This window comes from Rhizobium sp. BK275 (assembly GCF_014193555.1).
In the GTDB taxonomy this organism is placed as follows: domain Bacteria; phylum Pseudomonadota; class Alphaproteobacteria; order Rhizobiales; family Rhizobiaceae; genus Rhizobium.
The window spans coordinates 216,212-233,950 of record NZ_JACHZL010000005.1; the positions used below are offsets into that span (position 1 = coordinate 216,212).

The 17,739-nt window shown below is 62.1% G+C and carries 15 protein-coding genes; 13 read left to right on the top strand and 2 right to left on the bottom strand.

What is annotated here, in order from left to right:
• Nucleotides 1-54: 54 nt before the first annotated feature.
• Entirely contained in the window at nucleotides 55-1,263 is a 1,209-nt protein-coding gene (locus FHT82_RS17395; RefSeq protein WP_183733345.1) for an acyl-CoA dehydrogenase family protein, read from the bottom strand.
• Between the two features lie 76 nt (nucleotides 1,264-1,339).
• Entirely contained in the window at nucleotides 1,340-2,386 is a 1,047-nt protein-coding gene (locus tag FHT82_RS17400; protein ID WP_183733348.1) for a substrate-binding domain-containing protein, read from the bottom strand.
• 233 nt (nucleotides 2,387-2,619) lie between these two features.
• Between FHT82_RS17400 and FHT82_RS17405 the strand changes: the two genes are divergently transcribed.
• From FHT82_RS17405 to FHT82_RS17465, 13 genes are all read left to right on the top strand, one after another.
• Complete coding sequence (locus FHT82_RS17405) at nucleotides 2,620-4,104, top strand: sugar ABC transporter ATP-binding protein (protein WP_183733351.1); 1,485 nt, start codon at nucleotides 2,620-2,622, stop codon at nucleotides 4,102-4,104.
• Nucleotides 4,101-5,159 carry an ABC transporter permease gene (locus FHT82_RS17410; protein ID WP_183733354.1) on the top strand — a complete coding sequence of 353 codons (1,059 nt, stop codon included), beginning with the start codon at nucleotides 4,101-4,103 and terminating at the stop codon, nucleotides 5,157-5,159. The genes FHT82_RS17405 and FHT82_RS17410 overlap by 4 nt, the downstream gene beginning before the upstream one ends.
• A gap of 115 nt (nucleotides 5,160-5,274) precedes the next feature.
• Complete coding sequence (locus tag FHT82_RS17415; protein WP_183733357.1) at nucleotides 5,275-6,285, top strand: sugar ABC transporter substrate-binding protein; 1,011 nt, start codon at nucleotides 5,275-5,277, stop codon at nucleotides 6,283-6,285.
• A gap of 60 nt (nucleotides 6,286-6,345) precedes the next feature.
• Nucleotides 6,346-7,896, top strand: a complete 1,551-nt coding sequence (locus tag FHT82_RS17420) for a sugar ABC transporter ATP-binding protein (RefSeq protein WP_183733360.1) — start codon at nucleotides 6,346-6,348, stop codon at nucleotides 7,894-7,896.
• On the top strand, nucleotides 7,886-8,905 hold the full coding sequence (locus FHT82_RS17425; RefSeq protein ID WP_183733363.1) for an ABC transporter permease: 1,020 nt from the start codon (nucleotides 7,886-7,888) through the stop codon (nucleotides 8,903-8,905). The genes FHT82_RS17420 and FHT82_RS17425 overlap by 11 nt, the downstream gene beginning before the upstream one ends.
• Before the next feature lies 1 nt (nucleotide 8,906).
• A complete protein-coding gene (locus FHT82_RS17430; protein WP_183733365.1) occupies nucleotides 8,907-9,884 on the top strand; it encodes an ABC transporter permease in 978 nt (325 codons plus the stop codon).
• 32 nt (nucleotides 9,885-9,916) lie between these two features.
• Complete coding sequence (locus FHT82_RS17435; RefSeq protein ID WP_183733368.1) at nucleotides 9,917-11,317, top strand: LLM class flavin-dependent oxidoreductase; 1,401 nt, start codon at nucleotides 9,917-9,919, stop codon at nucleotides 11,315-11,317.
• A gap of 120 nt (nucleotides 11,318-11,437) precedes the next feature.
• Nucleotides 11,438-13,048 carry an ABC transporter substrate-binding protein gene (locus FHT82_RS17440; RefSeq protein ID WP_183733371.1) on the top strand — a complete coding sequence of 537 codons (1,611 nt, stop codon included), beginning with the start codon at nucleotides 11,438-11,440 and terminating at the stop codon, nucleotides 13,046-13,048.
• Between the two features lie 40 nt (nucleotides 13,049-13,088).
• The gene (locus tag FHT82_RS17445; RefSeq protein ID WP_183733374.1) at nucleotides 13,089-14,078 is read left to right on the top strand and encodes an ABC transporter permease; all 990 of its coding nucleotides are present in this window, start codon (nucleotides 13,089-13,091) and stop codon (nucleotides 14,076-14,078) included.
• The gene (locus tag FHT82_RS17450; protein ID WP_183733377.1) at nucleotides 14,075-14,905 is read left to right on the top strand and encodes an ABC transporter permease; all 831 of its coding nucleotides are present in this window, start codon (nucleotides 14,075-14,077) and stop codon (nucleotides 14,903-14,905) included. Before FHT82_RS17445 ends, FHT82_RS17450 begins: the two co-directional genes overlap by 4 nt.
• Nucleotides 14,902-15,684 carry an ABC transporter ATP-binding protein gene (locus tag FHT82_RS17455; RefSeq protein WP_183733380.1) on the top strand — a complete coding sequence of 261 codons (783 nt, stop codon included), beginning with the start codon at nucleotides 14,902-14,904 and terminating at the stop codon, nucleotides 15,682-15,684. The genes FHT82_RS17450 and FHT82_RS17455 overlap by 4 nt, the downstream gene beginning before the upstream one ends.
• Nucleotides 15,681-16,460 carry a dipeptide/oligopeptide/nickel ABC transporter ATP-binding protein gene (locus FHT82_RS17460; RefSeq protein WP_183733383.1) on the top strand — a complete coding sequence of 260 codons (780 nt, stop codon included), beginning with the start codon at nucleotides 15,681-15,683 and terminating at the stop codon, nucleotides 16,458-16,460. Before FHT82_RS17455 ends, FHT82_RS17460 begins: the two co-directional genes overlap by 4 nt.
• An 11-nt stretch (nucleotides 16,461-16,471) precedes the next feature.
• Nucleotides 16,472-17,563 carry an aminotransferase class V-fold PLP-dependent enzyme gene (locus FHT82_RS17465; protein ID WP_183733386.1) on the top strand — a complete coding sequence of 364 codons (1,092 nt, stop codon included), beginning with the start codon at nucleotides 16,472-16,474 and terminating at the stop codon, nucleotides 17,561-17,563.
• The last annotated feature ends 176 nt before the right edge of the window (nucleotides 17,564-17,739 follow it).

The window sequence follows — 17,739 nt, forward strand, 5'->3', positions numbered from 1 at the left end:
ACCCCATTTCCGATGACCGAAATGGGGTTTCTTTTCGAGTAAATCTACCTGATCTCAACTGTAGAGGCTGACGTCGGGAATCCTGTCGTTCAGCACGAACTCGCCGACTTCCTTGGCCTTGTAGAAAACCGGATCGTGCAGCGTGTGGGTGCGCACGTTGCGCCAGAAACGGTCGAAGCGATATTTCTCCGCCGTCGACCGCGCACCGGTCAGTTCGAAGACACGTGACGTGATGTCGAGCGAGACATGGGTGGCGTGCACCTTGGCGGCATAGGCTTCCGCAGCCGCCTCGCCACGCTCGCGTACCGTGACGGCATGACCCTTTGCAAGCCCGGCCTGGACTGCCGCTGCTGCCGCGTCGGCCAGCGCCGCAGAGGCCTTCAGCGTAGCCGTGAACTCGCCGACCCGTTCGAGAATATAAGGATCGTCGGCAGCGCGCTCGACGCCTGACGTAACCCATGGACGCGTCGTCGTGCGCACATAATCGATCGCAGCCTGAAGTGCGCCTTCGGCGCTGCCGAGATAGAAGTTGACGAAAACGAGTTGGATAAGCGGTGTGTTGAAGGTCGAGAGGACGGGCGGTGCTGCGTCGGGCGCGGCCGGGACGCCAACGAAATCCTCCTCATAGACGGGGAAATCGTGGAACTCGACGCTGCCGCTATCCGAAAGACGTTGACCGAAATTGTCCCAGTCGTCGTTTGCCTGGTAGCCCGACCGATTGGTGGGTACAGCGAAGCCGACGATCTTGTCGCCCAGCGCCGCATTGGCATTGATATAGTCGGACACGTGGGCGGCGGTGGAGAAGGACTTCCGTCCGTTCAGCACATAGCCGTTGCCGCGGCGGGTGAGAACAAGGCCTGGATCACGCGGATTGACGGCGGCACCCCAATAGAGGTTTTTCGCAACGGTTTCAGAGCCGAATGCATGGGCGCGGGCTTCATCGAGTGCCCAGTAAATGAATTGGCTGTTGACGTAGTGATAGCCGAGAAGCTGGCCGATGGAGCTTTCACCGCGCGCCAGGATGCGCACCAGCCGCAGGCCATCGACCCAGTCCAACCCGCCGCCACCAATCTGTTGGTCATGCAGGGCATTCAGCAGGCCCGCATTCTTCAGCTTGACGATTTCGGCCAGCGGTGGACGACCGTCACGGTCGAGCTCAGCTGCCCGTCTGGAAAGATCGGCCGAGATTTCCTCGGCACGGGCAAAGAGGTCTTCTCGCGTCGTGCTGCGGTTGGTCGCAAAGACGACATTGGACTGGCTCATGGGTTAAAACTCCGGTTTTCAGAAATGGGGCCGGCGGGGGCCGCACAACCCCCGCCGGAAGATCGAGGCAGGCAGCCTAGAAAAGCTTGTCCGGAATCCAGCTCGCGGTTGCCGCATCGCTTGTGCTGAAGGCCGGGATTTTCTGCGCCAATTCCTCGATCGTCTTGACGCCGGCCGCACGCAGGCTTTCCTGCGTCAGCAGCGTTGGCTTGACCGTGATCTGATGAGGGATCTCCTGTCCGGCGATCTGGAGAGCCGCCGCGCGCACGGAAACCGCGCCGACGACGGCCGGGTTGGTCGCAACCGTCGCAACCCAGGGGCTGCCTTCTTCGGTGATCTCCTGAATGTCGGCGGTCGAGACGTCGGCCGAATAGATCTTCAGCTTGCTCGCAATACCGAGATCGTTGGCAGCAAGCTTCACGCCGCGGGCAAACTCGTCATAAGGCGCGAAGACGACGCTGATGTCAGGATTGGCGGTCAGCGCGGCCTTCGCCTGATCGGCCGTTGAGGTCGCCGTCGTATCGCTGACATTGCCGAAGCGGGCCTTCTCGATCACGCCGGAATTCTCCGATTTGAACTTCTCCCAAACCTCGTTGCGGCGGTCGAGCGGCGCGAATCCTGCGACATAGACATAACCGGCATTGAAGCTCTTGCCGTTATCCTTCACCGCCTGCTCCAGCGCACGCTCGGCGAGTTCGTGGTCGCTTTGCTCCACCTGCGGCACTTTGGGATTGTTGAGGTTGACGTCGAAGGCGACGACCTTGATGCCCTTGTCCAGCGCCTGCTGGACGACATCGCCGAGCGATTCCGGCAGGCCATGGTCGACGACGATGCCGGCAACACCGAGATTGATCGCCTGCAAGATCTGCTCGCGCTGTTCGGCGGCATCCTGCCGCCCGGGGAAGACGCGCAGGTCAATGTCGAGGGCCTTGGCCTGGGCTTCCGCGCCGGCCTGATAGGCCTGGAAAAAGTCGCCAGCCGAGATATAGCTGATCAGCGCTACCTTGACGCCGCCCTTGTCGAAGGGCGCAGGAGCGCCGCTCACGCCACCCGCAAGGGAAGGCTGGGCAAAGAGCAAAGAGATTGCGGCAGCAGAGAGCGCAAGCCGTGCGAGGGATTTCATCGTCGCGGTCCTTCTGGTCGATCGTGAGCGTCGTCTGACAGGTAGGCAGTTCTCCTGCGACGCATAAAATTATTAGATATAAACTATGTTTTTAGTAGATTTAATGATCCGATTTTCGCGGCTTCCGGAGATTCTTTGTTCTCGACATCATACACCAGTGACAAAGCGTGCCTGGAGGTTCGGGCACCTTGCAGGCGAATATTGCAGCTTGAAAGCAGACCTGGACTTGCCCGATGCCACTCCTTCATGTCGAAAACATCACTCGCAGTTTCGGGTCGACGCGCGCCCTTGCGGGCGCCCATTTCTCGATTGAGCGCGGCGAGATCGTTGCGCTTATGGGCGCAAATGGCGCGGGCAAATCGACGCTGGTGAAGATATTGTCAGGTGTGCTCGCAGCCGATGGCGGCACGATCAGCCTGAACGACCGGCTCTTCTCTCCGAGGACCCCGTCCGAAGCTGGGAAGGCCGGCGTCGTCACCGTGCATCAATCGACCGATCTTGTCGGCGCGGCAGGCCTGACGGTGGCCGACGCCCTGTTGCTGAATCGCTTCGCCGAGCGGGGCACGCCTTTCTTTGTTTCGCGGGCATGCGTGCGGCGCCAGGCCCGTGCCATGCTCGATGCCGCCGGTTTCTCGCTGCCGCTCGACAGGGATTTCGGCGATCTGACCGCCGCCGACCGGCAACTCGTGGCAATCGCTCGGGCGCTTGCCAACAAGGCTGACCTGCTGATCCTCGACGAGCCGACCGCAAGCCTTTCGGCAGACGAGAGCCGGCGCCTCTTCGACATCCTGCTCAGCCTGCGTGCACAAGGTCTTGCGATCCTCTACATCTCCCACAGGACTGCCGATCTCGAAGCGATCGCCGACCGGGCACTCGTCATGCGCGGCGGCCGCGTCGTCGGCAGCTTCAACCGCCCCATCGATTTTTCCAGCGCCATTGAAACGATGATCGGTCGCCGGCTGGAAGCGGCGCGGCCGGACGCGCGACCGGCGACTGGTCCGGCCGTTCTCGAGATGCGCGACGTACGCCTTCTGCCGACAAGTGCCCCCTTCGATCTGACCCTGCATGAGGGAGAGGTCGTCGCCATCACCGGCGTACTCGGCGCCGGCAAGAGCCGCCTGCTCTCCGTAATCTTCGGCGCAAGAGAATTTGCCGGCGGCGAGATGCGGCTCGATGGCAGGTCCTACCGGCCGAAATCACCTGGTGGCGCGATTGCAGCGGGCGTGGCAATGGCCGCAGAAGACCGCCACCGCTCCTCGCTCATGCCCGCCACCTGGCCCGGCAATTCGCTCGCCGCCACCATCAGCCTGCCGCATCTTTCCAAATGGTATCCGCACGGCCTTCTATTCGGCGGCCGCGAACGCCGCGAGGCCGAGAAGGCTATTTCCCGTCTCAGCATCAGGGCCGCCGGTCCCCTCACCTCCGTCTGGACACTGTCAGGCGGCAATCAGCAGAAGACGGTGATCGCCCGCTGGGAGGCGGAGCCCAGCCGGTTGCTGCTGCTCGACGAGCCATTCCAGGGCGTCGATGTCGGCGCCCGCCACGATATCATCCAGGCGATCCGCGCCCGCACCGGCCGCGCAACCCTGATCGCCACATCCGATCCCGAAGAGGCCTATGAGATCGCCGACCGCATCCTGACCATCGACCGCCACACGCTGCTGCCAGTCATCACAAATGTCGCCTCTTCTTCAGCCATACAGGGACTTTCCGCATGACGACCATCGACGACGAAGTGCTTCCGAAGGCTGTCGCAGGGCCGAAAAGCCGCAACCCGGCCAATCGCCTCCTGGCGCTCGGCAGCGTTCTGCGCGCCGGCGCAGTCTTCATCCTGCTCGGGCTGATGGTGATCGGCTTCACCTATGCCGAACCGGCCTTCATCAATATCGGAAACCTGATGAGCATCCTGCAGGCCGTGTCGGTTGTCGCGATCCTCGGCGCCGGTGTCACGGTGACGCTCGCCGTCGGCGGCTTTGATCTCTCAATCGGTGCGGTTGCCGCCTCCAGCGTCATGGCCGCAAGCTACGCGATGATCGTCTGGCATCTGAGTGCCTTCGCGACTGTGCCGCTGGTGCTCGCCTTTGGAGCGGCAATCGGGCTCGTCAACGCCTTCCTCATCGTGCGCCTGCGTGTGCCAGATCTGCTTGCGACGCTCGCCATGATGTTCCTGCTGTCGGGCCTGCAGCTCATCCCGACGGCCGGACGCTCGATTTCGGCCGGCCTCGTTCTGCCCGACGGCTCCAAGGCGACCGGCGCCTATGACCCGGCCTTCCTGCTGATTGGCCGCTACAGCCTGTTTAACACTCTGCCCGTTTCCGTCGTGCTGATGGCGGTCGTCGCGATCGTTCTCTTCGTGCTGACCGAGCGCACCCGCATCGGCCGGCTGCTCTTTGCGACCGGCGGCAATGAGGTGGCAACGCGGCTTGCCGGCGCTTCCACGACGCGACTGAAGACACTCGCCTATGTCATTTCGGGGGCCTTAGCAGCGCTTGGCGGCATCGTAATTGCCGCCCGCGTCGGCCGCGGTGACGTTTCCTCCGGCGGGTCGCTGCTTATGGACTCGGTCGCAGCCGCGCTGATCGGCTTTGCCGTCCTCAATCTGCGCCGTCCTAATGTGCTCGGCACGATTGCCGGCGCCGTCTTCGTCGGCGTGCTGCTCAACGGCCTCACCATGCTGAACGCCCCTTACTACACCCAGGATCTCGTCAAGGGCGCCGTGCTCGTCGGAGCCTTGGCGCTGACCTACGGCCTCGGCCGCAACACCGATCGCTGACAGCGGGATTTGGCCTCAGAAAATTTCCTGCGATCGCGTGCTTTTGGAATAACGTACCTCTTATACATTTAAAATCTATATAATTTATAGAATATCAAATTGAGAGGGTATCGTTATGAATGAAGGACTTGGAGGCGGCTTCGGACGCCGCGAAATCTTGAAGCTCGCGGCAGTTGCCGGAGCGACATTTGCGGGCGCAAGCATGCTGACTGCGCCGGCGGCAAGGGCCGAAGACGAAGGCCTTTCCCTGAAGGGCAAGCGCATCGCCATCAGCGCCACCGGCACGGACCACTATTTCGACCTGCAGGTCTACAATGCCCAGATCGACGAAGTGAAGCGGCTCGGCGGCGAGCCGATCGCAGTCGATGCCGGCCGTAACGACGGCAAGCTGATCGCCCAGCTTCAGACGCTCGTCGCGCAGAAGCCGGATGCGCTCGTCCAGATCCTCGGCACGCTCAGCGTTATCGATCCCTGGCTCAAGAAGGCCCGCGATGCCGGCATTCCGGTGCTGACCGTCGATGTCGGCTCGACCAATTCGATCAACAATACGACGTCGGACAACTGGGGCATTGGCAAGGACCTCGCCCTGCAGCTCGTCTCCGACATCGGCGGCGAGGGCAATATCGTCGTCTTCAACGGCTTTTACGGTGTCACGCCCTGCGCGATCCGCTACGATCAGCTTGTCAATGTCATCAAGTATTTCCCGAAGGTGAAGATCATTCAGCCGGAGCTGCGGGACGTCATCCCGAACACGGTCCAGGACGCCTTTACCCAGATCACCGCAATCCTCAACAAATATCCGGACAAGGGCTCGATCAAGGCCGTCTGGTCGGCCTGGGACATTCCGCAGCTTGGCGCAACGCAGGCGATCGCCGCTGCCGGCCGCAACGAGATCCGCACCTATGGCGTCGACGGCAGCCCGGAAGTTCTCCAGCTCGTTGCCGACAAGAACTCTCCGGCAGGCGCCGATGCCGCTCAGCAGCCGGCAGAGATCGGCCGCGTGGCGGTCCGCAATGTCGCCAAGCTGCTCGCTGGCCAGACGCTGCCGCGCGAAACCTATGTGCCGGCGCTGCTCGCCAACAAGGAAAACGTATCCGAGATCGTCAAGAAGCTCGGCATTGGTTGACATCAACTCGGACCTTGCTGCTGGCGCCACAAGGTCCGCCCCTTTCCGGAAAGCTGCATCATGACTGTATCCGCCCCGACGCAACCGGCCGAAAATGACGATGTCATCATTCGCTTCGACCGCATCGTGAAGCGCTTCGGCGGCGCGCAGGCACTTGCCGGCGCATCGGTCGCCATACGCCGCGGCACCGTTCACGGCCTCGTCGGGCAAAACGGCGCCGGCAAGTCGACGCTGATCAAGCTGCTTGCCGGGCTGCATAAACCGGATGACGGCCGGATTGAAATTGAAAACAAAACCCATGACCGGCTGACGCCGCATCTCTGCGAAGAGCTCGGCATCCATTTCATTCATCAGGACCGGCTGCTGGTTCCGACATTCACCGTCGGCGAAGCGCTGTTTCTCGGGCGTGAAACGCGGCTTGCGGGAACGCCGTTCATCGACCGACGGGCCATGCAGAAGCGCGCCACCGAGCTTCTTGCCAATTATTTCGGCGTGAACCTGCCGAAGAACGCTCTAATCAGCGAGCTGTCGACCGCTGAAAGGCAAATCGTCCAGATCACCCGAGCGCTGCTGCATCAGCCGAAGGTGCTGGTGTTCGACGAGCCGACCGCGGCCCTCGTCCGACGCGAGGCCGAAATCCTCTTCCGCCTGATCCGCCGGCTGCGCGTTGAAGGTGTGACGATCATCTACATTTCGCACTACCTCAATGAGATCGAAGAGCTGTGCGATCACGTCACTGTGCTGCGCAATGGCCTGGATGTGGCCTCCCTGCCGATCGGCGAAACGTCAGCCAAGGCGATCGCCAGCCTGATGATCGAACGCGATATTGCCGAGATGTTTCCCAAGCGCCGCGTGGAGCTCGGCGAAGACATCCTGAAGGTCAGGGCGCTTTCGTCGCCGAACCGTTTCGACGATATCAGTTTCACCTTGCGCCGCGGCGAAGTGCTCGGCATTACCGGCCTTCTCGGCTCGGGCGCAAAGGACCTCATTCGCACGCTGTTCGGGTTGGAACAGGCCGCCAGCGGCGAAATCGAGATAGGGGGACAAACGGCACGGCCACGCAGCCCCGCAAAAGCTGTCGACCGCCAGCTTGCGCTCGTTCCCGAGGATCGGCGCGGACATGGCGTGGGCCTCGATCTCAGCCTGTCCGAAAACATCACGCTTCCAAGCCTTGCCCGCTACAGCCGTTTCGGTTTTCTCAATCTGAAGCGCGAGCGCTCCGATACGACCAACCTCATCAAGCGGCTGCAGATCAAGACGGCAGGCCGTGATGCTTTGGTTCGCACGCTCTCCGGCGGCAACCAGCAGAAGGTTGCCATCGCCAAATGGCTGAGCCGTCAGTCGGAAATCTATCTGCTGGACGAGCCGACGGTTGGCGTCGACATCGGCTCCAAAGTCGAGATCTATGCCCTGATCGGCGAGCTTGCCGCGCGCGGCGCCGGCGTCATCGTTTTATCCTCCGACCTGCCGGAGCTCGTCGGCATCACCGATCGCATTCTGGTGTTCTTCCGCGGACGGCTGATCCGCGAACTCGATTCCGCAAAGACCACAACGGATGAAGTGCTGTCGGTCTCGACCGGTGCTTCGGAAGGATTACTCCATGTCGGCTGACATTCAGTTTGCCACCCTCCCCGTCGCCTCGTCGGATCACCCACCGCAGGCAAAAGGCAAAGCCGCCGTCGCAGTTCTCCGCTTCGGTTCCCTGCTCGCCTTTGCCGCGATCCTCTTGGTTTTCTCGTTGACGGCTCCCTATTTCCTGTCAGTCGGCAATATCGGCAATGTCCTTGGCCAATCCGCCATTTCAGGTGTTCTTGCGATCGGCCTGACGGTCGTATTGATCGCAGGCGGTTCGAATGTCGTCACCGGCGGCATCGATCTGTCATTGGCGGCGAATATGGGCTTGAGCGCCGCCGTTTACGCCTCGCTGATTCAGCTCGGCTACGGCGATCCCGTGGCGGTCACCGCTACCTTGCTGACCGGGCTTGCGATCGGCGTGGTCAATGCGGCCGCCGTCGTTCTTACGGGTATCGTACCCCTGCTTGCAACGCTTGCAGTCATGAACGTCGTCGCCGGCCTTGAACTGGTTCTCACGCAGAATACGGTCGTTCCCGCTTCCACCGATTTCCTGACGGCAATCTCGGCTTCCGACAGCTTCGGTATCCCGATCCTTGCCTATGTCCTGATAGGCTTTACAGCAATCGCGACGGCAATCGTGCAATATACACCTGTGGGGTTGAGGCTCTATGCTGTCGGCGAGTTTCCGGACGCTGCACGCGCTGCTGGCCTGCCGCTCAAGCGCCTGCTGTCAAGTGCCTTCGTTGCCAGCGGTCTCTGCGGCGGTTTTGCCGGCATTCTTTCAGTTTCCTATCTCAGCGGCAGCACGACGGGTTCGGGGGAAGCGCTGCTGCCTGTCGTCGTCATCGCGCTGCTCGGCTCGGTCTTCTCCCGTCGCCTGGTGCCGACCGTTCCGGGAACGTTGATATCGGCGCTTTTCGTCGGCTTCCTGACCAACGGCTTCCAACTGCTGAACCTGCCGAGCACGCTCGTCAGCGGCGTGCAGGGCCTTCTCATCCTGATCGTCGTGTCGGCCACGACACTGCTGCGCAAACGGGAGATCTGACATGTCCGCTTCGACTTTTGCCGGACGCTCGGCCACTGGCTTCGCGCGATATGGACTGATCGCGGCGCTCGTCGCGGTTTTCTCCGTCTTCTCGATCCTGGCGCCCACCTTCCTGACTCCAGGCAATCTTCAGAGCATTCTGGTAAACAACTTCACATTGCTCGCCATCGTCTCGATCGCGATGACCTTTGCCGTATCGGCCGGCGGCATCGATCTCTCTGTGGGTACGGCAGTCGATTTTGCAAGCTTCGCCTTCGTCTCCCTGGTGCTGATCGGGCAACCGGTGCCATTGGCCTTCGTGGCCGGTCTCGCCGCGGGCGCGCTTGTCGGCGCCTTCAATGCCATTCTGGTGTCTGCAATCGGCGTCGCGCCCTTCCTGGCGACGCTTGGTACATTGTTCATCGGGCGCAGTATCCAGCAATTGCTGACCAATGGCGGCAATCCCGTCTATCTGCCGCCCTCGAGCATCCCGCCCGCCTTCCGTTTCCTCGGGCACGGAACGATCGCGAATGTACCGGTACCTCTCATCATTGCGACCGTCATCATCGCAGGTGCGGCAGCTGCCTTTGCTTGGACGCGGTTTGGACGCGTGGTGCTTTCGATCGGCATCCAGCCGAGCGTGGTGCGTTACTCCGGCATCGGGCTTGGTGCTCATGTCGCGGCGACCTTCATTCTTGCCGGAACCATTGCCGCCGTTGCCGGCCTGATCCTGACGGCGACGGTGACGGTCTACATCCCTTCCTCCGGCAATGCGTTCCTGCTGAACGCGATCGGCGCGACCTTCATCGGCACGACCCTCTCGCCGCTCGGCCGGCCCAACATCCTCGGCACCGTGCTCGGCGTCCTGCTCCTCAGCGTCGTCGCCAATGGCCTCTTGCTGACGGGCCTGAACTTCTACTGGCAACAGGTCGGCACCGGCACGCTCATCTTCGCCGTGCTCGCCTTCAGCTTCATCAACAGGAAAACCGTCGGCGCCTGACCGCACCCGCCGACAGATGCAGGAAATATGACATGACCCGTGAAATCAGGCTCAACGCCTTCGACATGAATTGCGTCGGACACCAGTCGCCGGGCCTTTGGCGGCATCCGCGCGACAAATCCTGGACCTACAAGGATCTGGACTATTGGGTGCATCTGGCAAAGACGCTGGAGCGCGGCAAGTTCGACGGTCTCTTCATCGCCGATGTGCTCGGCGTCTATGACGTGCTGAACGGCAATGTCGACGCAGCGCTGCGCCATTCCGCGCAGGTGCCGGTCAACGATCCGCTGCAACTCATCCCGACCATGGCTTACGAAACCGAACATCTCGGCTTCGGGCTGACGGCCTCGCTCTCCTTCGAGCACCCCTATACATTCGCGCGCCGCATCTCCACGCTCGACCATCTGACCAAGGGCCGCGTCGGCTGGAACATCGTCACCTCCTATCTCAACAGCGGCGCGCTCAATATCGGTCAACCGGCGCAGACCAACCATGACGACCGCTACGACCTCGCCGACGAATATCTCGAGATCTGCTATAAGCTCTGGGAAGGAAGCTGGGAGGACGATGCCGTTGTCCGCGACCGGGAAAAAGGCATCTTCACGCATCCGGAAAAGGTCCATCCGATCAACCATGCCGGAAAATATTTCACGGTTCCCGGCATTCACCTGAGCGAGCCTTCGCCACAGCGCACTCCAGTGCTTTATCAGGCCGGCGCCTCCAGCCGCGGCAAGGATTTTGCCGGCGCGCATGCCGAATGCATTTTCGTGGCTGCGCCCTCCAAGGCGGTCCTGAAGCGCTACGTGGCCAACGTCCGCCAGGCGGCCGAACGGCTCGGGCGCAACCCGCGCGAAATTCTCGCTTTCAATCTCCAGACGGTCGTGCTCGGCGAAACGGATGCCGAGGCGCAGCGAAAATTCAACGAATACCGCCAGTACACTTCCTTCGAAGGCGCGCTGACGCTGATTTCCGGCTGGACAGGCATCGACTTTGGCCAATTCGGACCGGACGAGGTACTGCGCCACCGCTATACGAATGCCGTGCAATCGGCCGTCGAAACCTTCACGACCATCGATCCGGACAAGGAGTGGACGGTACGCGAGATGGCCGACTGGGTCGGCGTCGGTGGCTTCGGGCCGGTCTTTGTCGGCTCGCCGTCAACGGTTGCCGACCTGATGCAGGAATGGGTCGAGGATACCGATGTCGACGGCTTCAACCTCGCCTATGCGGTCACGCCGGAGAGCTTTGAAGACACTGTCGATCTGCTGGTGCCCGAACTTCAAAAACGCGGGGTCTACAAGACCGAGTACCGGCAAGGCACGCTACGTGAAAAGCTCGGCGGCGGCGGACCGCGACTGGTTGCCCCGCACCCAGGAGCAGCCTACCGTAACCTCGGCGCCGAAGCGCCGCGGCTTGCCGTGGGCAGCCGTTGAAAATAATGGCTGGGTGACAAAAAATATCTCGCCTGGCCATCATGTTCGAATTTAATTCCTGTCACACTTACGGTGTCAGCTCGAATATAGCCCATTGAATTTTTAAGGATTGGACGGGGCATGACTATTGCAGATATCTCTCGGCGCAGCCTGCTGCAGGGTACCGCGCTGCTGCTCGGCTCGACCGCATTTTCGCGCATTGCTCTGGCACAGGACGTGCCGGCCGGCGGGCGCCTGATCGTCGCAGCCGACTCCGAGCCGAAAAACCTGAACCCCGCCATTGTTGCCTCTAACGGCGTCTTCTTCGTTGCAAGCAAGGTGATCGAACCGCTGGCCGAAGCCTCCTACGAGGGCGCGGATGGTCTCGCACCGCGGCTCGCCACCTCCTGGGAAGGCTCGCCTGACGGGCTTTCCGTGACTTTCAAGCTGCGTGAAAACGCCACCTGGCACGACGGCAAGCCGTTCACGTCGGCCGACGTCGCCTTCTCCGCACTCAACGTCTGGAAGCCGCTTCAGAATCTCGGGCGCCTGGTCTTCGCCAATCTGCAGACAGTCGATACGCCCGATGACCATACGGCGATCTTCCGCTTTTCGAAGCCGACGCCCTTCCAGCTCATCCGCAATGCGCTTCCAACCGTCACCAGCGTCGTCGCCAAGCATATTTTCGAAGGCACGGACATCGCCAAGAATCCTGCCAACAACACGCTTGTCGGTACCGGCCCGTTCAAGTTCGCCGAATATAAACCCGGCGAATATTACCGGCTGACGCGCAACGAGAACTACTGGCAGAAGGGCGAGCCGAAGCTCAACGAAATCGTCTACCGCGTGCTGCCCGACCGTGAATCGGCTGGCGCGGCATTGGAAGCCGAGGAAATCCACCTTGCTGCCTTCTCGGCCGTGCCGCTCGCCGATCTCGACCGCATCTCCAAGGTCGACGGCATCAAGGTCATCTCCAAGGGCTACGAGGCGCTGACCTATCAGCTCGTCATCGAGATCAACCATCGCCGCAAGGAACTCGCCGATCTCAGAGTCCGCCAGGCGATCGCCCATGCGATCGACAAGAAATTCGTCGTCGACACGATCTTCCTCGGTTATGCGACGGAATCGACCGGCCCCATCCCGAAGAATTCCAAGGAGTTCTACACGGCCGACGTCGCGAATTATAATTTCGACGTGCAGGTGGCAAACGATCTGCTGGACCAGGGCGGCTATACAAGAGGACCTGACGGCAATCGTTTCCAGCTCAAGCTGCGGCCGGCGCCCTATTTCAACGAGACGCGCCAGTTCGGCGACTATCTGCGCCAGGCGCTTGCTGCTGTCGGCATCGACGCTGTGATCGTCAATGCCGATGCGGCCGCCCACCAGAAAGCGGTCTATACGGATCATGATTTCGATATTGCCGTCGGCCCGCCGGTCTTCCGCGGCGATCCGGCCATCTCCACCACCATCCTGGTTCAGTCCGGAACGCCCGACGGTGTGCCTTTCTCCAACCAGGGCGGCTATGTCAGCGCCGAACTTGACAAGATCATCGCGCAGGCGTCCGGGACCATTGATGCGGCTGCGCGTACCGACCTCTATTACAAGTTCCAGCAGCTCGTGGTAGCCGAACTACCGCTGATCAACGTCGCCGAATGGGGTTTCATCACGGTTGCTCGCGACACAGTGCTGAACGTCTCGGATAATCCACGCTGGGTGGTCTCGAACTGGGGCGATACCGCGCTGCAATCGTGATAGGGTCGAAGGCGCAATTGCTTCGGGGGCCTCGTCCGGCGTGAAACGTGCACTTCTCCTCCTGAGACACAGGATCATCAGCAGCATTCCGGTGCTGCTGATCGTCGTGATCTTCAGCTTCTTCCTGCTTGAATCCGCCTCCGGCGATGCCGTCGATGCCTATCTCGGCTCTATCGGCGGCGGCGATGCAGCTCTCATCAAGTCGCTGCGGGAAAGTTATGGGCTCGATCAATCGGTCTTCGCCCGTCTCTGGCTCTATCTGTCGTCGCTCGCCCGCCTCGACCTCGGCTGGTCGGTGGCCTTCAACCGGCCGGTGCGGGATCTCATCGCCGAGCGGCTGCCGAATACGCTGCTCTTGATGGGAAGTGCGACGGCGCTGTCCTTCGGGCTTGGCACAGTGCTCGGCATCCTTGCCGGCGCGAGGCCGGGCAGCCTGCGTGATCGTTTTCTCTCGATCGGTTCACTGATCATCTATGCCATTCCGAGCTTCTGGCTGGGACTGGTGCTCAGCATCCTGTTTTCGGTTAAACTGCGCTGGCTGCCGATCGCCGGCATCGAGACCATCGCCTCCGGCAAAACAGGCCTTTCCCGAGCGTTTGATATCGCAGAACACCTGGCCCTGCCGGTCGGGGCGCTCGCCTTTATCTATCTTGCGCTGTTCCTGCGCGTCATGCGCTCGGGCATGGCTGAGGCGTGGAAGCTCGATTTCGTGCTGTTTGCCCGGACAAAGGGCCTGTCGCGCAGCCGCATCGTGCTTCGCCATGTGGCGCGCAATGCGCTGCTGCCGCTCGTCACCATGCTCGGCCTGCAGTCCGCCGCCATGCTTGGCGGCAGCGTCGTCATCGAGAGCGTCTTTGCCATTCCGGGCTTCGGCAGGCTGGCCCAGGAGGCCGTCAACGGCCGTGACGCGCCGCTCCTGATGGGCATCATCGTCACCAGCGCCGTTCTCGTCATCTGCGTCAATTTCATCGTCGATCTCGTCTATGCCGCCCTCGACCCGCGCATCGGCGCGTCGGAGGGCCGCGCATGACCCTGCTCAAGCGTCTCCTAGGGACTCCGGAAGGTACGATCGGACTTGTCATTCTGGCAGCCCTGTTTATTGCCGGCCTGCTGGCACCGGCGATATCGCCGGGAGATCCGCTGCGGATCGCCGGCAGGGCGTTGCTTTCACCCTTCTCTGATCCGAGCCTGCCGCTCGGCACGGACCGGCTGGGTCGCGATGTACTCGCCGGCCTGCTCTATGGCGCTCGGACCTCGCTGGCCGTCGGGATCGCCGCAGCCCTTTCCGCCATGCTGCTCGGGCTTTTTGTCGGCATGGCTGCCGGCTTTGCCGGCGGCGCGATCGACGAGTCGCTGATGCGTGTGGTCGATGCCTTCCAGATCGTCCCAGGTTTTTTGCTAGCGCTCGCCTTCGTCAGCATCATCGGTGTGTCGACGCCGGTCGTCGTCTTCGCGATCGCCCTCGGCACTTGGGCCGATCCGGCGCGGCTGACGCGAGCACAAGTGCTGTCCATCCGCGAGCGAGATTATGTGGCGGCCGCGCGGGTGATCGGCATGCATCCGGCCGAGATCGCCTTCAAGGAGATCCTGCCGAACGCATTGCCGCCGGTTCTGGCGTTGTCGGCCACTATCGTCGCCGGCGCGATCCTGACCGAAGCGGCCCTCTCCTTTCTCGGTCTCGGTAATCCCAATCTCGCCACCTGGGGCTCTATGATCGCCGAAGGCCGTAGCGTATTGCGCTCCGCTGCCTATCTTTCGGTTCTCCCCGGTCTGGCGCTGGCGATCACCGTGCTCGGCGTCCACCTTTTCAGCGAGGGCCTGACGAGGGCACTTGGTCATGAGGGAGGCTCCCAATGACTCCGCCCTTCTGCTGCGTGAAAAGCCTGTCGGTCCGCTATGGACTGGAGGTGGCGCTGAAATCCGTCGACCTCGATATTGTCAGGGGTGAGAGGCTGGCGATCATTGGCGAAAGCGGTTCGGGCAAAAGCACGCTTGCGCGGACACTTGCCGGCCTTTTACCGGAGCGGGCCAGAATCGAAGGCGAAATAACGTGGCCGGCGCTCGGCCATGCTCCGCTCCCCGGCCGTGATTTCGGTTTTGTCTTTCAGGACCCCGGCACCAGCCTCAATCCGGTGCTGACCATCGGCGAACAGGTTGCCGAAGTCGCCAGAAGACACCTCCGCCTCGACTGGCGGCAAGCCTATATGCATGCCGAGGAGCTTCTGGATCGCGTCCGCATACCGCAGCCCGCCAGCACCATGCGTGCTTTCCCGCATCAGCTTTCCGGCGGCCTGCGGCAACGCGTGGCGATTGCCGCAGCAATTGCGGCCAAGCCCGCCTTGCTGATCGCCGATGAGGCGACCAGCGCGCTCGATGTCGTGGTTCAGGCAGAAATCGTCAGACTGCTCGAAGGGCTGGTTCGTGAGGAAGGCATGACGCTGCTCTTCATCACCCATGATATCGCGCTCGCCTCCGGCTTCGTCGATCGCGTCGCCGTCTTCCGCAAAGGTGAACTGGTCGAGGCCGGCCCTGTCCGGTCGGTTCTGTCATCGCCAGCCGAGAGCTATACTGCCGCCCTCATCGCCAACCATCGCGATCTTTCCACGCAGCCACTGATTAGCGAGGTTGTGTCATGAATGGGCTTCTGACCGTAGATGCATTGTCCAAGGCCTATTACAGCTCCGGCCGCCAGGTTGCGGCTCTCGACAATGTTTCCCTGACAATCACGGCCGGCGAAACCCTGGGCCTGGTAGGAGCCTCGGGCAGCGGAAAATCGACGCTGTCGCGCGTCCTTCTGCGTCTGCTGAAGCCTGATGCCGGCTCCATCCGGTTCGAAGGGGAAGATTGGCTCGCACTTCGCGGCGTCGACCTGCGGCGCAGACGCGCGCGCATGCAAATGGTATTTCAGGATCCCCTCGGCGCCTTCAATCCGTTGGCCTCCGTCGCCTCGGTTCTCGACGATCCGCTGCGCATTCACGATATCGCGGACAGGAAACAACGGCCGACCGAAATCGCCGCCCTGCTGGAGCGCGTCGGCCTGCCCACCGCCTTTGCCTCCCGCCCAGTCCGCACATTGTCGGGCGGCCAACGACAGCGCGTCGCCATCGCCCGCGCCATCGCGACGCGACCCGCCCTGCTGGTGTTGGATGAGGCCGTCTCCGCACTCGATGTGACGGTTCGGGGCCGCATCCTTGAATTGTTGGTCGAGCTGCAGCGCGAGCGTGGCCTTGCCTATCTCTTCATATCCCACGACCTCGCGGTGGTGCGGGCGATCTCGCATCGCATCGCCGTTATGGATGCCGGCCGCATCGTCGAGGAAGGACCGGCAACCGATGTCGTCACCGCACCGCGATCCGATGCGGCGCGCCGGCTCGTTGCGGCCGTGCCGCGCCTCGTGACCGAACCCGCTTGAAGGAGCCGCCTATGACCGAAGCTTGGAACCCGCTCTACGGCGCGCCGGCCTATCCGGCAGAACGTTACGCCATTCTTGCCCGCCGCATCGGCGCAATCCTGAAGACGGATAACGACGTGCTGCTGGTGCAGGCCGAGGCGGTGGTGGCGCTTGAGGCCGTTGCGACCAGCCTTGCCAGACCCGGTCTTGCGGCGCTGAACATCGTCACCAGTTCCTATGGCGGCTGGTTCGGGCAGTGGCTGCGGCGTGGCGACGCTGACGTCATCGACATCGTCGCCCGACCCGGCCTGCCCATCGAGGTCGAAGCGATTACCGCTGCGCTGGAAGCCAATCCCGGTGTCCGTGTGCTGGCGCTCGTCCACGCGGAATCGGCAAGCGGCATCCTCAATCCACTGCCCAAAATCGTCGCGCTGGCGCGGACACGTGGCGTCGTAACGGTGGTCGATGCCGTAGCGTCCGTTGGCGGTCATGCGCTCGATGTCGCCGGATTGGGCATCGATCTTGCCGTCATCGGCGCGCAGAAGGCGCTTGGCGGACCTGCTGGCGTTTCTGCCCTGTCGGTCAGCCCGCGAGCCTGGGAGCTGATCATGCATGACGATGCGCCGCGCAACTCCATCCTGTCACTCGCCGACCTGAGAGCCTGGGTGGATGGCGGCCGCAGCGCTTTGCCCGGAACGCCCGCGCCGTTGGAATTTTTCGCATTGGAGGCGGCACTCGACCGGGTCGAGGCGGAAGGCATCGAACAGACCGTCGCTCGTCACGAGAAGGCCGCTTTCGCCAGCCGAGCCGGTTTGTCAGCGATGGGAGCAAGCCTTTGGGTGCCTGCCAAACAGGCGTCAAACCTGGTGACAACGATGTCCACACCGACAGGCGTGGAGCCCACATCGGTCATCCGCTTTGCTGCGGGACTGGGTGTCGACCTGACGGCCGGTGTCGGCACCGGCCTGTCGCATCTCATACGATTGAACCACACAGGCCGACGAGCGACGTTCCAGACCGTGCTTGCAAATGTCGTGGCCTATGGCGAAGCCCTGCGTCAAGCCGGTTTGCCGGCGGATCTCGGCGCCGCGTCGGAGGCAGTTGTCAGAGCCTATAGCGGCTGATCCTTAATACCAGGAGAGCGGCGTTGGCTGCCATTCCTCCCGCAGACTGTGCAGACGGTTTTCGAAATCCTCGCCCGTACTTCGAAAACCTCTTGCTCCTGGCTCCGGAAAAGCCTCGCAGAGATATATTGTCTATAAAATAGTGCTCTATTTTGCTGAGCCGCGGTGCACGGAGA

Bases quoted from the DNA above. Each gene is read 5' to 3' on its own strand.
- FHT82_RS17420 (WP_183733360.1), top strand. From the start codon at position 6,346: ATGACTGTATCCGCCCCGACGCAACCGGCCGAAAATGACGATGTCATC.
- FHT82_RS17400 (WP_183733348.1), bottom strand. From the start codon at position 2,386: ATGAAATCCCTCGCACGGCTTGCGCTCTCTGCTGCCGCAATCTCTTTG.
- FHT82_RS17440 (WP_183733371.1), top strand. From the start codon at position 11,438: ATGACTATTGCAGATATCTCTCGGCGCAGCCTGCTGCAGGGTACCGCG.
- FHT82_RS17455 (WP_183733380.1), top strand. From the start codon at position 14,902: ATGACTCCGCCCTTCTGCTGCGTGAAAAGCCTGTCGGTCCGCTATGGA.
- FHT82_RS17425 (WP_183733363.1), top strand. From the start codon at position 7,886: ATGTCGGCTGACATTCAGTTTGCCACCCTCCCCGTCGCCTCGTCGGAT.
- FHT82_RS17460 (WP_183733383.1), top strand. From the start codon at position 15,681: ATGAATGGGCTTCTGACCGTAGATGCATTGTCCAAGGCCTATTACAGC.
- FHT82_RS17450 (WP_183733377.1), top strand. From the start codon at position 14,075: ATGACCCTGCTCAAGCGTCTCCTAGGGACTCCGGAAGGTACGATCGGA.
- FHT82_RS17410 (WP_183733354.1), top strand. From the start codon at position 4,101: ATGACGACCATCGACGACGAAGTGCTTCCGAAGGCTGTCGCAGGGCCG.
- FHT82_RS17405 (WP_183733351.1), top strand. From the start codon at position 2,620: ATGCCACTCCTTCATGTCGAAAACATCACTCGCAGTTTCGGGTCGACG.
- FHT82_RS17430 (WP_183733365.1), top strand. From the start codon at position 8,907: ATGTCCGCTTCGACTTTTGCCGGACGCTCGGCCACTGGCTTCGCGCGA.
- FHT82_RS17415 (WP_183733357.1), top strand. From the start codon at position 5,275: ATGAATGAAGGACTTGGAGGCGGCTTCGGACGCCGCGAAATCTTGAAG.
- FHT82_RS17465 (WP_183733386.1), top strand. From the start codon at position 16,472: ATGACCGAAGCTTGGAACCCGCTCTACGGCGCGCCGGCCTATCCGGCA.
- FHT82_RS17395 (WP_183733345.1), bottom strand. From the start codon at position 1,263: ATGAGCCAGTCCAATGTCGTCTTTGCGACCAACCGCAGCACGACGCGA.
- FHT82_RS17435 (WP_183733368.1), top strand. From the start codon at position 9,917: ATGACCCGTGAAATCAGGCTCAACGCCTTCGACATGAATTGCGTCGGA.